Source organism: Micromonospora fulviviridis (assembly GCF_014648395.1).
Lineage (GTDB): Bacteria > Actinomycetota > Actinomycetes > Mycobacteriales > Micromonosporaceae > Micromonospora > Micromonospora fulviviridis.
The window spans coordinates 1-13756 of the sequence record NZ_BMRA01000017.1 but is presented as its reverse complement, the minus strand read 5'-3'; the positions used below and the strand labels follow the sequence as shown (position 1 = coordinate 13756).

Sequence of the window (13756 nt, the reverse complement as noted above, 5' to 3'; positions counted from 1 at the left end):
GGGCCACCAGTGGGTGCCGCGGCTACCCCTCAGCCTAGGGTGAAAGGCGTGTCAGACGTCTACGCCGAACCGACGACCGGAGCCGACCCGACGGACCACGCCACCCTGGCGCGCTACACCACGCTGCGCCTCGGCGGTCCCGCCGGGCGGCTGGAGATCGCCACCAGCGCCGACGAGATCGTCCGGCAGGTGCGGGAGGCGGAGGCCCGGGAGCAGGCTGTCCTCCTGCTGGCCGGCGGCAGCAACGTGGTGATCGGCGACCAAGGCTTCCCCGGCACCGTCGTGCTGATCCGCTCCCGAGGGTTCCGGGTGGTCGCCGAGGACGCCGACACGGTCACCGTACGGGTCGAGGCCGGCGAGCCCTGGGACGACCTGGTCGCCGCCACCGTCGAGCGCGGCTGGTCGGGGCTGGAGTGCCTCTCCGGCATCCCCGGCTCGGCCGGCGCCACCCCGATCCAGAACGTCGGGGCGTACGGCCAGGAGGTGTCCGAGACGATCGTCGCCGTGGAGGCGTACGACCGGACCCACCGCACCGTGGTCCGGATCCCGGCGGCGGACTGCGGGTTCGCCTACCGGGGCAGCATCTTCAAGTACAGCGACCGCTGGGTGGTGCTCTCGGTCGACTTCCGGCTCACCCGCTCCCCGCTCTCCGGCCCGGTGCGCTACGCCGAACTGGCCCGCGCGCTCGGCGTCGAGGTGGGCGACCGGGTGCCGCTGGCCGACGCCCGGGCCACCGTGCGACGGCTGCGCGCCGGCAAGGGCATGGTGCTCGACGCGCAGGACCCGGACACCTGGTCGGTGGGCTCGTTCTTCACCAACCCGGTGCTGGAGCGGGAGGCGTACGAGCAGTTCCGGGAGCGCGCCGCCGACCTGGGCGAACCGCCGTCCTGGCCCTGCCCGGGCGACACGGTCAAGGTGAGCGCCGCCTGGCTGATCGACAAGGCCGGCTTCGGCAAGGGGTACGCCGGCCCCGAGGGCGTGGCCATCTCCACCAAGCACACCCTGGCCCTCACCAACCGCACCGGCACCGCAAGCACGGCCGCCCTGGTCGCCCTAGCCCGCGAGATCCGCGACGGCGTCAAGGCCCGCTTCGGCGTCCCCCTCCACCCCGAACCCGTCCTGATCAACTGCACCATCTGACCCCGCGTCCCACCTGCCCCTCGTCGATCATGAAGTTAGCCGTGGCGAAGCGGACATGAGGCTGCTGCCAACCTCATGATCAACGAGGTGGGAAGGGTGGTTGTGGTCAGGTGGTGGGGGCGATGGTGGGCCAGGGGAGGGTCAGTTCGCCCAGGCGCCAGCGGTTCGGGCGGTCCAGGACGGGCCAGCCTGCCGCCTTCACGGCGGCGACCGTCCTCGTCCAGCGGTCGCGCGGGCCGAAGGGGGCGTAGCCGGCGGTGGACTGCCAGGCGCCCTCCAGGGCCTGGATCAGGTCGCGGACCGGCTCCCCGGGGACGTTGCGGTGGATGAGCGCCTTGGGCAGCCGCTCGGCGAGCTGGGCCGGGCTGGCCAGGGTGGTGAGCTTCGCGGCCAGGGTCAGCGTGCGCGGGCCGGTGGCGTCGAGCAGCACCCAGGCGCCGAGCCGCCCCAGCTCGTCGCAGGTCCCCTCGACCAGCAGCCCGCCCGGCGCGAGCCGCCCGGTGACCGTACGCCAGGCGTCGGCCACCTCGCCCTCGTCGTACTGGCGTAGCACGTTGAACGCACGAACCAGGGCCGGGCGCAGCCCGGCCAGCTCGAAGCCGCCCCGGGCGAAGGTGAGCCCGGGCGGGTCGGCGGCCGGCTGGGCGGCGGCCACGCGTACCGGATCGATCTCCAGCCCGACCACCCGGACGTCGGCGCGGACCGCGGCGGCCAGCCGGGCCCGCAGCTCGACAGCGGTGACCGGGGTGGCGCCGTAGCCCAGGTCAACCACGAGCGGGTCGGCGGCGGCGCGCAGGGCGTCTCCGCAGGTCGCGGCGATCCAGTTGTCCACCCGCCGGAGCCGGTTCGGATTCGTCGTGCCCCGGGTGACCACCCCGAGCGGCCGGGCCATCAGGAGACCCGGTGCACCTTGTGCTGGGCGGCCTGGGCCAGCGGGCGGACCACGAGCTGGTCGATGTTGACGTGGTGCGGGCGGGTGGCGCACCAGGCGACGCAGTCGGCCACGTCCTCGGCGACCAGCGGCTCGGCCACCCCGGCGTAGACCGCGGCGGCCCGGTCGGCGTCGCCACCGAACCGGACCAGGCCGAACTCCTCGGTCTTCACCATGCCCGGGTCGATCTCGATCACCCGCACCGGCCGGCCGCACAGCTCCAGCCGGAGCGTGCCGGCGATCGCGGTCTGCGCGTGCTTGGCCGCCGTGTAGCCGCCGCCGCCCTCGTAGACGACGTGCCCGGCGGTGGAGCCGACGATCACGACGGTGCCGGCGCCGGAGGACTCCAGCGCGGGCAGCAGCGCCTTGGTGACCCGGAGCGTGCCGAGCACGTTGACGTCGTACATCCACTGCCAGTCGCCCACGTCGGCGGACTCCACGGGGTCCAGGCCGCGCGCCCCGCCGGCGTTGTTCACGAGCAGGGTGACCGGGTCGGGCGCGGCGGCGGCCGCGGCGGCCAGGCCGGCGACCGACTCGTCCGAGGTCACGTCGCACTCCACCGCGGTGGCCGCGCCGCCGGCCGCCTCGATCTCCGCGACCAGGCCGGCCAGCCGGTCGGTACGCCGCGCGGCGGCGAGCACGTGGAAACCCTCGGCGGCCAGGCGGCGGGCGGTGGCGGCGCCGATCCCGCTGGACGCCCCGGTGACGATCGCGACTGAGGTCATCCGGTCATTCTCACCCGCCGTCCCGCTCCGCGCGGTGATGAGGTCCGTCACGCCCGGGGCCCGCCGCGACGCATTTCCGAAGCCCGATGGGGAAGATGACATCCGGCGCGGAGGTTGACCGAGAAGCGCCGGTCGTGCGGGACGGCATCAACCGTGACAGAGGGAGCGGACGTGGCGGATTTGCACACCGGTGTCGGTCGTCAGCGAGGTGCCCTGCCGTGGCCCCGGCCGCGCCGGATCGCCACCCTCTCCGTCCACACCTCGCCGCTGCACCAGCCCGGCACGGGCGACGCCGGCGGCATGAACGTCTACATCCTGGAGGTCGCCCGGCGGCTCGCCGAGGCCGACGTCGAGGTGGAGATCTTCACCCGGGCCACCTCCGGCGACCTGCCCCCGGTGGTCGAGACGGCGCCCGGGGTGAGCGTCCGGCACGTCACCGCCGGTCCCCTGGAGGGGCTGACCAAGGAGGAGCTGCCCGGCCAGCTCTGCGCCTTCACCGCCGGGGTGCTCCGCGCCGAGGCCGCCCGCCCGCCGGGCCACTACGACCTGATCCACTCGCACTACTGGCTCTCCGGCCAGGTGGGCTGGCTGGCCAAGGAGCGCTGGGGCGTGCCGCTGGTGCACACCGCGCACACCCTGGCGAAGGTCAAGAACGCCCAGCTCGCCGCCGGGGACCGGCCCGAGCCCAAGGCGCGCGTCATCGGCGAGGAACAGGTGGTCGCCGAGTCCGACCGGCTGGTCGCCAACACCCGGGTCGAGGCCCGCGACCTCATCGACCGGTACGCCGCCGAGCCCGCCCGGGTGGCCGTGGTGGAGCCCGGCGTGGACCTGGACCGGTTCCGCCCGGCCCCCGGCGACCGGGACGCGGCGGTCCTGGCGGCCCGTCGCCGCCTCGGCCTGCCGACCAGCGGCTACGTGGTGGCCTTCGTGGGCCGGATCCAGCCGCTCAAGGCTCCGGACGTGCTGATCCGGGCGGTCGCCGCGCTGCGCGAGCGGGAGCCCGCGCTGGCCGACGAGGTGACCGTGGTGATCTGCGGCGGCCCGAGCGGCAGCGGGCTGGACCGCCCCACCGCCCTCATCGAGCTGGCCGGCTCGCTCGGCGTCGCCGACCGGGTCCGGTTCCTCCCGCCGCAGACCGGCGACGACCTGCCCGCCCTCTACCGCGCGGCCGACCTGGTCGCGGTGCCCTCGTACAACGAGTCGTTCGGCCTGGTCGCGCTGGAGGCCCAGGCGTGCGGCACGCCGGTGCTGGCCGCCGCCGTGGGCGGGCTGGTCACCGCGGTCCGGGACGGGATCAGCGGGGTGCTCATCGACGGCCACGACCCGGTCGACTGGGCCCGTGCGCTGGCCCACCTGCTTCCCGAGCGGCTGCGCCGGGCCGCCCTGGGCCGGGGCGCCGAGCGGCACGCCCGCGCCTTCTCCTGGCACCGCACCGCCTCCGGCCTGCTCGCCGTCTACGGCGAGGCGATCGCCGACCACCGCGCCCGGCTGGCCCGCCGGCTCGGTGACCCCGCACTCACCTGTTCCTGGTGAGCGCACGTGGCCCGGCGGCCGCCGGTGGGCGGCCGTAAAGTGGGTGCGATGAGCCGCAGGAGTGAGGTCGCCGCGCTGATCGAGGCCGTCTGCGCGGAGCGCGAGCTGGAGTGGGAGTCCACCGGCGAGACGTCGTACGCGGTCACCCTGCCGGGCACGCACAAGCTCAAGACGATCTGCAACCTGATCGTCGGCGAGCACGCGCTGCGGGTCGAGGCGTTCGTGATGCGCCAGCCCGACGAGCGCCGCGAGGAGCTGTGGGCCTGGCTGCTCCAGCGCAACGCCCGGATGTACGGCGTGTCCTTCTCCATCGACGCCGTCGGCGACGTCTACCTGACCGGGCGGGTCAACCTGGCCGGGGTGGACTCCGACGAGCTGGACCGCCTGCTCGGGTCCGTGCTGACCTACGCCGACGAGTCGTTCGACAGCATGCTGGAGATCGGCTTCGGCACCGCCATCCGCCGGGAGTGGGAGTGGCGGGTCAAGCGGGGCGAGTCGACGGCCAACCTGGCCGCGTTCGCCCACCTCTTCGAGCCCTCGACCCCGGCCGGCTCGGCCGCCGGAGGTTCGGACCCGTCCTGAGGGGTATGCCGCACCGCGCGGTGCGGCAACTGGGACCCACCGCGGGCCGAGGACGGACTGTCGAGGAGCGTGTCCCATGGCTCAGCGCAACAGCTCAAGTCGCGGCACGACTGCGACCAAACGCCAGCCGGGCAACCAGACGGCGAACACCCCGGGGATCTCCGAATCCGAGATCTCCCGGATGAAGGTCGACGACATCCGGGGTCAGCTGCGCCGGCGGGGTATCTCCGGTACCTCCGCCATGCGCAAGCCGGACCTGGTGAAGACGCTGGTCCGGTCGCTGCGCTCGGAGGGCCGCGGCGGCGCGGCCCGGAAGAGCACGGGCCCGGCCGGCCGGGCGTCCGCCACGAAGCGGACGACCGCGGCGAAGAAGACCACCGCGGCGAAGAAGACGACGGCGGCACGCAAGACCGCGCCGTCCCGGGCCAAGGCCGCCCCGGCGGCGAAGGCCACGGGCGCCCGGGCCAAGGCGGCGCCGGCCAGGAAGGTGGCGGGCGCTCGGGCCAAGGCGGCGCCGGCCAGGAAGGCGGCGGGCGCTCGCGCCAAGGCGGCGCCGGCGAAGAAGGCGGCGGGTGCCCGGGCCAAGGCGGCGCCGGCGAAGAAGGCGGCGGGCGCTCGCGCCAAGGCCGCGCCGGCGAAGAAGACGGCGGGCGCTCGCGCCAAGGCCGCGCCGGCGAAGAAGGCCGTGGGCGGCGCGGGGCCGGCCCGAGGCGGGGGTACGGCGGTGACGGCCACGTCGGTCCGGGGCGGCCGGTCGGCCTCCCGGTCGGTGGGTTCGTCCCAGCAGATCATGTCGCTGGACGATCGTCCGGAGCGTCCCGGGCGGAGCCTGGTGACGACCAACCACGAGGTCATCCAGCGTTGGGCCCGGGCCCGCAACGCGAAGCCGGCCACCATCGCCGGAACGGAGCGGGGCGACCGTCCCGGGGTGCTGACGTTCAACATCCCCGGATACCGGGAGAGCAGCCGGATCCGCGAGGTGGGCTGGGACGACTGGTTCCGGACATTCGACTCGCGCGGGCTGAACCTGATCTACCAGGAGCAGATGCGGGACGGCCGGCAGAGCAACTTCTTCCGGACCGAGAACCCGAATCGCGAGGACGCCTGAGGTTTACGGGAATGGTCGACGGGAACTCGCTGTTGGCCAACGAAGAGACCGGAGCAGGGACAGCCGGATTTCCGACACGGGTGCTGTGACGGGCAAGACAGCAATCTGGGTTGATTCCGGAATCCGGGCGAACTAACTTTATTGCACCGCGCCACGCTTGGAAACGTTCGGGGGAGCGGCGGATCGATCAGATCCGCGCAAGCGAGGCGCGAGGGATCGGGTGGAGCACACCGTTGGGGGACGGTGCCACCCGTGGAACCGGCGGCGCGAGCGGGCGACGCTTACGGGGGTGAGGGTCGCCCGCCGCCGCCGGGCGTACGGTGCGAGCGCCCATCACGACGGGGGTCGTGGTGGGCGCTCGACGCCGTTCCGGGGACGTTCAGCGCCCCACCGACGTTCAGCGCCCCACCGACACCGTCTCCGCACGCTCCGCCGCCGCCCGCAGCGCGGCGACCCGGCGTTCCCGCGGCGGCCCGGCCAGCAGGTGACCGGCCGCCGCGACCAGGCCCAGGGCGCCCACCACGAGCCAGTGCCGTTCGCCGAGATGCTGGAGGCTGAGCCCGCCCAGCGCCGGCGCCACGAAGGACGCCGCCGGGAAGGTCAGGTAGAACACCGACTGGTAGCGGGCGCGTAGCTCGGGCGGGGCGAGGTCCGCGTTGATCTGCGCGTTCGGTGGCGCGGCGAGCATCTGCCCGACCGTCCACACCACCGCGGCGCCCAGGTAGAGCGGCAGGCCGTCGGCGACCGTCAGCGCCCCGAAGCCGAGCGCCATGAGCCCGGTGGAGACCGCCAGCACGACCGACTTCCGGTAGGGCTCGATGAGCCGGGGCACGAAGAGCTGCCCGACCACGATGAGCGCGCCGCCGAGCGCCACCACCAGCCCGTACGCCGAGGGGCGCAGGCCGTCGGCCCGCATCGCCAGCGGCATGATCGTCGAGGTCTGCATGGTGAGCACGGCCAGCAGGAAGGTCAGCCCCACGAAGGCCAGGAAGGTGCGGTCGGTCAGCGCGGTGTGCAGGCCGGGCCGCCGGCCCACCGCCGCCTGCGGGGTGACCGCCGGGCGGCGGGTCAGCGTCTCCGGGACCTTCAATGCGATGACCACGGCCGCCGCCAGCGTCGCCGCGGCGTCGACCAGGAACAGCGCCAGGAAGCTCGCCTCGGCGAGCACCCCGGCCAGCAGCGAGGCCACCGCCATGCCCAGGTTGAACGCCCAGAACTGGAGGTTGAACGCGCGGGAGCGGCGGGCCTCGGGCACCACGTCCACGATGGCGGCGACGAACGCCGGGCTGGGCATCGAGTGCACCGTCCCGACCAGCGCGGCCAGCACGGCGATCACCGCCAGGTGCCGGCTGAACGCCAGCCCCACCATCAGCCCGGCCGCGCCCAGGTGGGCGGCGAGCAGGGTGGACCGGCGGCCCCACCGGTCGGCCAGCACCCCGCCGAGCAGCGTGCCGGCCGCGCCGCCGGCCCCGTACGCCCCGACCACCAGGCCGGCCAGCGACGCCGAGGCGCCCCGCGCGGCGGTCAGGTAGAGCGACAGGAAGAGCATGGCGAAGGCGCCGGCCCGGTTGATCAGCAGGCCGGACCAGAGGTACCAGAAGGTGGCGGGGAGTCCGCCGGCCGTGTCGTCCCACCAGCGCCGCAGGCCGCGCACCCGTCCTCCATGAAGGTTTGTTAACCGTCCCGCCTCAGACCGTAGCCGCCCGCCCCGCCGGCGCCGGCCCGGCCCCGGCGATGACCACCGTCCGGGCGTACCTCAGGAGGCGCGGACCGGCTCGGCGGGTGCGGTGGCCGCGGCCTCGGCCGCCTCCGGCACCGGGGTCCGGACCACGGTGACCGGCGTGACCGGGGTGCCCGCGGTGCGGAGCCGGGCCGCGCGCCGCTCCCGGGCCGGGCCGGAGACCAGGTGGGCCACCGCCATCACGGCGCCGATCACGGCGCAGCCGAGCCAGAGCGCCGTGTTGCCGGCGTGCTCCCGGACCAGGCCGCCGAGGACCGGCGCGGTCGCCCCGGCGAGCTGCCAGGAGAGCGAGAAGGCCCCCTGGTAGCGACCGCGCAGGGCGGCGGGGGAGAGCTCGGCGATGAGGGTGGCGTTGGACGGCGAGTTGAGCATCTCGCCGACCGTCCAGATCAGCACGGTCAGGCCGTAGAGCCAGGCGGTGTCGGCGAACGCGGTCAGCCCGAACCCGACGCCCATCACCAGCGCGGCGAGCGAGAGCACGTGCGACCGGCTCCGGCCCTTGATCAGCTTGGGCACGAAGAGCTGGCCGACCACGATGAGCACCCCGTTGAGCGCGATCACCGAACCGTAGGTGGCCGGGCTCAGCCCGGAGTCGCCCATGGCGATCGGCAGCATGGAGATGTGCTGGAGGAAGACCACCGCGCCGAACAGGTTGAGCGCCACGAAGCCCAGGAAGACCCGGTCGGTGAGGATGGTCCGCAGGGCGCCGGCGGGGGCGGCCGCGCCCTTGCTCACCGGTCCGGCGTGCGCCGACCGCGTCTCCCCGACCCGGGTGAAGATGATCAGTGCGGTGACCAGCGTGGTCGTCGCGTCGACCAGGAAGAGCAGCAGGTAGCCGGACTGGGCGGCGACGCCGGCCAGCACCGCGGCGCAGGCGAAGCCCAGGTTGATCGCCCAGTAGTTCAGCGAGAAGGCGCGCAACCGGTCCTTCTCCGGCACCACGTCGACCATCATGGCGCCGAACGCCGGGCGGGCCGCCTCGGCGAAGGTGCCGAGCAGCAGCGCGCCCAGCGCCACCGCCCAGAGCGGCCGGGCCAGGCCGAGCGCGACCATCATGGTGGCCGCGCCGAGGTGCGCGGTGAACAGGGTGGGCCGGCGTCCCCACCGGTCGGTCAGGGTGCCGCCGATCGTGGTTCCGACCGCGCCGCCGACGCCCCAGAGCCCGATGACCAGGCCGGCCTGCGAGGCGGAGAAGTCGCGCTCCTGGGTGAGGTAGATGGCCAGGAAGACCAGGACGAACGAGCCGAGCCGGTTGATCAGGGTGCCGGTCCAGAGGTACCAGAAGGTCCTCGGTAGCCCGCCTGTGGTGTCCCGGAACCAGCCCTGCACCGTCCGCATCCCCGCGCCCCCGTTTGGTAATGACCGGCCTATCGCCAGCGCCTTACAACCTAGTCCCGCCCCGGAATGCCGGTCATCAGCTTTTCCACGTGGTGGTCGTCACGACCCGTCCCCGCGTGTCCGCCGACCCGGTACGGCAGGATGATCCGCATGACTGCGAGCGAGGGGCCCACCGTCGGGACGCTGGTCCTGCTCCGGCACGGTGAGAGCGACTGGAACGCCAAGAACCTCTTCACCGGCTGGGTGGACGTCGACCTGACGGCCAAGGGCGAGACCGAGGCGCGGCGCGGCGGTGAGCTGCTCCGCGAGCACAACCTGCTGCCCGACGTGGTGCACACGAGCGTGCTGCGCCGAGCGATCCGCACCGCCGAGCTGGCGCTGAACGCCGCCGACCGGCACTGGATCGCGGTGCGCCGGTCGTGGCGGCTCAACGAGCGCCACTACGGCGCCCTCCAGGGCAAGAACAAGAAGCAGACCCTGGACGAGTACGGCGAGGACCAGTTCATGCTCTGGCGCCGGTCGTACGACACGCCGCCGCCGCCGATCGACGACGCGGACGAGTGGTCGCAGGTCGGCGACGCCCGGTACAAGCTGCTGCCCACCGAGCTGATGCCGCGCACCGAGTGCCTCAAGGACGTCGTCGAGCGGATGCTGCCCTACTGGTACGACTCGATCGTGCCGGACATCCTGGCCGGCCGGACGGTGCTGGTGGCGGCGCACGGCAACTCGCTGCGCGCCCTGGTCAAGCACCTCGACCAGATCTCCGACGAGGCGATCGCCAAGCTGAACATCCCCACCGGCATCCCGCTCCGCTACGACCTGGACCCCGACCTGCGCCCGCAGGTCCTCGGCGGCACCTACCTCGACCCCGAGGCCGCCAAGGACGCCGCCGCCGCGGTCGCCAACCAGGGCCGCTGACGCCGACGACGAAGGCCCCCGGGTGACCGGGGGCCTTCGTCGTGTCCGGCTCAGCTGGCCGAGGGCGCGGTCTCGCCGGTGATCAGGTAGACCACGTGCTCGCCCGCGTTCACCGCGTGGTCGGCGAAGCGCTCGTAGAAGCGGCCCAGCAGGGTCGCGTCGATCGCCGTCTCCACCCCGTACGGCCAGTCGTCGCCGAGCAGCACGCCGAACAGGCTCTTGTGCAGGTCGTCCATGGTGTCGTCGTCGCGGTCCAGCTCGGCGGCCAGGTCGGCGTCGGGCTTCGCGAGCACCGAGGCGATCTTCTCGGCCATCCGGTCGGCGATCGCGGCCATGTCGGTGAAGACCGGGCGCAGCTCGGCCGGCACCGCCGGCGAGGGGTGCCGGCGCAGCGCCGTCTTGGCGACGTGGTCGGCCAGGTCGCCCATCCGCTCCAGGTCGGCGGCCACATGCAGGGCGGTGATCATGGCGCGCAGGTCGGAGGCGACGGGCGCCTGCCGGGCCAGCAGGTCGCAGACCCGCTCCTCCACGTGCCGGTACAGCTCGTCGATCTCGGCGTCCCGCGCGATCACCGTCTCCGACGCGGCGCGGTCCGCGGTGAGCAGGCCCCTGGTGGCCTGCCGCATGGCCGCCCGCACCCCCTCGGCCATGTCCACCAGCAGCTGGCTGACAATCTGCAGGTCAGCCCGGAACTCGTCGCGCATCGTCACTTCCTGGGGTCGGTGGTCACCGTCCCGACCGGATGAGCCGGGGTACGGCGTGAGCAGGTGCGCGACCCACGGTAGGCCGGGGGAACCGGCGTCGAGATGAACGCGGGTTAACGACGCGGGGCCCGCGAGTGAACATTCCCGGAAGTGAGAGTGATTCGTCCCGTTCTGACCGATCGCCGGGTGAACAATGACCCTACGATCGCCGGGTGGAATGGGCGGTGGCGGTCGTGGTGGCCGTGGCGCTGGCGACCGGGCTGGTCGCCGGCCTGCTGCTGTCCGGACCCGTCCAGCAGTGGCGGCGCCGGTCGGCGTCGCCGGGAGGCAGGATCTCCCGCCGCAGTCCAGGGAGGCCCGCGATTCCCGACGACCAGCAGGGCGTGCTCTCCGGGCTCGGCCGCAAGACGGTCGACTCGCTGCGCGCCGGCGTGGTGGTGCTCGACCCGGACGACATGCCGGTGCTGGTGAACCCGGCCGCCCGGGCGATGGGCCTGCTCCGCACCGGGGCGACACCCGGCTCCATCGCCGCGCACCCCTTGATCCGTACCCTCGCCGGGCAGGTCCGCCGCACGGGCGTGCGCCGCGAGATCGAGCTGGACCTGCCGCGGGGTCGCGACAGCGCGGGGGACAACCCGCTCGGCGTGCACCTGCGCGCCATGGGGCTGGGCGCCGGCTACATCTCGATCGAGGCGGCCGACGTCACCGAGTCGCACCGGCTGGCCCGGGTACGGCGGGACTTCGTGGCCAACGTGAGCCACGAGCTGAAGACCCCGATCGGCGCCCTCCAGCTGCTCGCCGAGGCGCTGGTCGACGCCACCGAGCCGGCCGGCGACGGGCCGGCCGAGCTCTCCGAGGACCTGGTCGCCGCCCGGCGGTTCGCCGAGCGGATCCAGCACGAGTCGACCCGGCTCGGCCGGCTGGTGCAGGAGCTGCTGGAGCTGACCCGGCTCCAGGGCGCCGAGCCGCAGCCCGCCCCCGAGCCCGTCTCGCTGGACTGGGTGATCGCCGAGGTGATCGACCGGACCCGCACCGCGGCCACCGCCCGGCACGTGGAGGTCCTCGTCGACGGGCAGCGCGGGCTCACCGCGTACGGCAGCGACAGCCAGCTCGCCACCGCGGTGGCCAACCTGGTGGAAAACGCCATCAACTACTCGGCCGAGGACACCACGGTCCGGGTGACCGCCCGGGCCACCGACGAGCACGTCGAGATCGCCGTCGCCGACCAGGGCATCGGCATCGCCCCGAACGAGGTCGACCGGATCTTCGAGCGGTTCTACCGGGCCGACCAGGCCCGCTCCCGGGCCACCGGGGGCACCGGGCTGGGCCTGGCCATCGTCAAACACATCGCCAGCAACCATGGCGGTCGGGTGGATGTGTCGAGCACTCTTGGTGGGGGGTCGACGTTCACCCTCCGGCTGCCCGCCCGCCCCCCGGACGACCTGGAGGCGACACTCTCCTCCGCTGAGATCGAGGCCGGCCCGGCCGAGCTCCGGCAGGTCTGACCGACAGGAAAGGAAACACCCCGTTGAGCCGCGTACTGGTGGTGGAGGACGAGGAATCGTTCTCCGACGCCCTGTCCTACATGCTCCGCAAGGAGGGCTTCGAGGTCTCCGTCGCCGCGACGGGTCCCTCCGCCCTCACCGAGTTCGACCGGACCGGCGCCGACATCGTGCTGCTCGACCTGATGTTGCCGGAAATGTCGGGCACCGAGGTCTGCCGCCAGCTCCGGCAGCGGTCCCACGTGCCGATCATCATGGTCACCGCCCGCGACAGTGAGATCGACAAGGTGGTCGGCCTGGAGATCGGAGCCGACGACTACGTCACCAAGCCGTACTCGCCGCGCGAGCTGGTCGCCCGGATCCGGGCGGTGCTGCGCCGGCAGAGCGCCGAGGCGGCCGAGTCGGGTGCGCCGACGCTGGCCGCCGGGCCGGTCCGGATGGACATCGAACGGCACGTGGTGACCGTTGACGGCGCCGGCGTGCAGCTCCCGCTCAAGGAGTTCGAGCTGCTGGAGCTGCTGCTCCGCAACGCCGGCCGGGTGCTCACCCGCGGGCAGCTCATCGACCGGGTCTGGGGCGCCGACTACGTGGGCGACACCAAGACCCTGGACGTGCACGTGAAGCGGCTGCGCTCCAAGGTCGAGCCGGAGCCGTCCGCGCCGCGCTACATCGTCACGGTCCGCGGCCTGGGCTACAAGTTCGAGCCGTGACCGGCCCCGAGGCGGGCTTCGGCGTCGGCCTTGGTTGATCCACCCTCGCCTGCGCCCTGCACCCGTCCGTCTGGGCCGAATGTCCGGTTCCCGTCAGCGTGGGAGCGTCGGTGGAACGCCATGGACGTCTCCGGGTGCGGGATACCTCCATGGCGTTCCACCGAGCGTGGTCCCCGGGCGCTGGGTGGAACGTCATAAGTGTCTTCGGGGTCCGGATGCACCCCATGGGGTTCCACCCACCGACCGCCGCTGGGCGGGGTGTCCGTTTCGCGGGTGGTCGGCGGCACCGTGGGGGCGGAATGGCGGGCGGGTGGGCGTCGTTGTATCCGGGTGAACGACCGAGGAGGACGCCCCGCGAGGCGGGGTGGCCGGGCCCGGAATGATGGTGGGCCGCCGGTCGTTGTACATGGTCCCGGCGCCGCGAAGAGGCCCTTGCCCCGCGCACCGGATGATCCCCCCGAGACTTTCCCCCCTTTTTTGAGCGCCTGACGGTGCTTGCGCACACCACACCCGGCCGACCCCCATCGGCTTGTGTGTGCGCCAACCCCCGAATGGAGCTTTCCCATGAACACGATGCTGCGTAAGAGCGTGCTGGGTATTGCTGGTCTGGCCTTCACCGGTGGCGTCTTTGCCGGTCCGGTCGCCGCTCACGCCGCTGAGCCGGTGAACAGCACCAAGCCGGTCGCGGTGGCCGTGCAGGCCGACAAGCCGGACACCGCGAAGCTGATCCCGCACGGTGTGCAGGGCGCGCAGTCGAAGATCGACCTGAACGACGAGCAGACCGCCAACGCCAAGGCGATCATCGCCGCGACGAAGAAGGCGGG

At 73.4% G+C, this 13756-nt stretch carries 12 protein-coding genes and 1 pseudogene; 8 read left to right on the top strand and 5 right to left on the bottom strand.

Features of this window, described 5'->3' with window-relative positions:
- Positions 1–48: 48 nt before the first annotated feature.
- The gene (locus IEY96_RS30330; protein WP_189198230.1) at positions 49–1140 is read left to right on the top strand and encodes a UDP-N-acetylmuramate dehydrogenase; all 1092 of its coding nucleotides are present in this window, start codon (positions 49–51) and stop codon (positions 1138–1140) included.
- A 106-nt stretch (positions 1141–1246) separates the two neighbouring features.
- Here the strand turns inward: IEY96_RS30330 and IEY96_RS30325 are convergent, their stop codons facing one another.
- On the bottom strand, positions 1247–2032 hold the full coding sequence (locus tag IEY96_RS30325) for a class I SAM-dependent methyltransferase (RefSeq protein ID WP_189198229.1): 786 nt from the start codon (positions 2030–2032) through the stop codon (positions 1247–1249).
- Positions 2032–2796, bottom strand: a complete 765-nt coding sequence (locus IEY96_RS30320; protein ID WP_189198228.1) for an SDR family NAD(P)-dependent oxidoreductase — start codon at positions 2794–2796, stop codon at positions 2032–2034. The genes IEY96_RS30325 and IEY96_RS30320 overlap by 1 nt, the downstream gene beginning before the upstream one ends.
- A 171-nt stretch (positions 2797–2967) precedes the next feature.
- Between IEY96_RS30320 and mshA the strand changes: the two genes are divergently transcribed.
- From mshA to IEY96_RS30305, 3 genes are all read left to right on the top strand, one after another.
- Positions 2968–4329: a D-inositol-3-phosphate glycosyltransferase gene (mshA, locus tag IEY96_RS30315; RefSeq protein WP_189198227.1), complete on the top strand. Its 1362-nt coding sequence runs from the start codon at positions 2968–2970 to the stop codon at positions 4327–4329.
- A gap of 48 nt (positions 4330–4377) precedes the next feature.
- Positions 4378–4911, top strand: a complete 534-nt coding sequence (locus IEY96_RS30310; protein ID WP_189198226.1) for a type III secretion system chaperone family protein — start codon at positions 4378–4380, stop codon at positions 4909–4911.
- Positions 4912–5152: 241 nt separating this feature from the next.
- Positions 5153–6019 (top strand): hypothetical protein, encoded by an 867-nt coding sequence (locus tag IEY96_RS30305; RefSeq protein ID WP_444543429.1) that lies wholly within the window; start codon positions 5153–5155, stop codon positions 6017–6019.
- A gap of 397 nt (positions 6020–6416) precedes the next feature.
- Here the strand turns inward: IEY96_RS30305 and IEY96_RS30300 are convergent, their stop codons facing one another.
- Entirely contained in the window at positions 6417–7673 is a 1257-nt protein-coding gene (locus IEY96_RS30300) for an MFS transporter (RefSeq protein ID WP_189198224.1), read from the bottom strand.
- A gap of 102 nt (positions 7674–7775) precedes the next feature.
- Entirely contained in the window at positions 7776–9098 is a 1323-nt protein-coding gene (locus IEY96_RS30295; protein WP_189198223.1) for an MDR family MFS transporter, read from the bottom strand.
- 150 nt (positions 9099–9248) lie between these two features.
- On the opposite strand from IEY96_RS30295, the gene IEY96_RS30290 reads away from it, so the two are divergent.
- Positions 9249–10016 carry a phosphoglyceromutase gene (locus IEY96_RS30290; protein ID WP_189198222.1) on the top strand — a complete coding sequence of 256 codons (768 nt, stop codon included), beginning with the start codon at positions 9249–9251 and terminating at the stop codon, positions 10014–10016.
- Positions 10017–10066: 50 nt separating this feature from the next.
- Here IEY96_RS30290 and phoU read toward each other — a convergent pair whose 3' ends face one another.
- Positions 10067–10720, bottom strand: coding sequence for a phosphate signaling complex protein PhoU (gene phoU, locus IEY96_RS30285; protein WP_189198221.1), 654 nt, complete (start codon positions 10718–10720; stop codon positions 10067–10069).
- A 212-nt stretch (positions 10721–10932) separates the two neighbouring features.
- Between phoU and IEY96_RS30280 the strand changes: the two genes are divergently transcribed.
- The 3 genes and pseudogenes from IEY96_RS30280 to IEY96_RS30270 form a co-directional block, all read left to right on the top strand.
- Complete coding sequence (locus IEY96_RS30280; protein WP_189198220.1) at positions 10933–12225, top strand: sensor histidine kinase; 1293 nt, start codon at positions 10933–10935, stop codon at positions 12223–12225.
- Between the two features lie 23 nt (positions 12226–12248).
- Entirely contained in the window at positions 12249–12932 is a 684-nt protein-coding gene (locus tag IEY96_RS30275) for a response regulator (protein ID WP_091317550.1), read from the top strand.
- Between the two features lie 564 nt (positions 12933–13496).
- Positions 13497–13756, top strand: a pseudogene (locus tag IEY96_RS30270) (hypothetical protein); the annotation flags it as partial.

Coding starts and splice junctions, on each gene's coding strand:
- IEY96_RS30325 (WP_189198229.1), bottom strand. CDS start 2,032: ATGGCCCGGCCGCTCGGGGTGGTCACCCGGGGCACGACGAATCCGAAC.
- IEY96_RS30320 (WP_189198228.1), bottom strand. CDS start 2,796: ATGACCTCAGTCGCGATCGTCACCGGGGCGTCCAGCGGGATCGGCGCC.
- IEY96_RS30310 (WP_189198226.1), top strand. CDS start 4,378: ATGAGCCGCAGGAGTGAGGTCGCCGCGCTGATCGAGGCCGTCTGCGCG.
- IEY96_RS30305 (WP_444543429.1), top strand. CDS start 5,153: ATGCGCAAGCCGGACCTGGTGAAGACGCTGGTCCGGTCGCTGCGCTCG.
- IEY96_RS30295 (WP_189198223.1), bottom strand. CDS start 9,098: ATGCGGACGGTGCAGGGCTGGTTCCGGGACACCACAGGCGGGCTACCG.
- IEY96_RS30290 (WP_189198222.1), top strand. CDS start 9,249: ATGACTGCGAGCGAGGGGCCCACCGTCGGGACGCTGGTCCTGCTCCGG.
- phoU (WP_189198221.1), bottom strand. CDS start 10,720: ATGCGCGACGAGTTCCGGGCTGACCTGCAGATTGTCAGCCAGCTGCTG.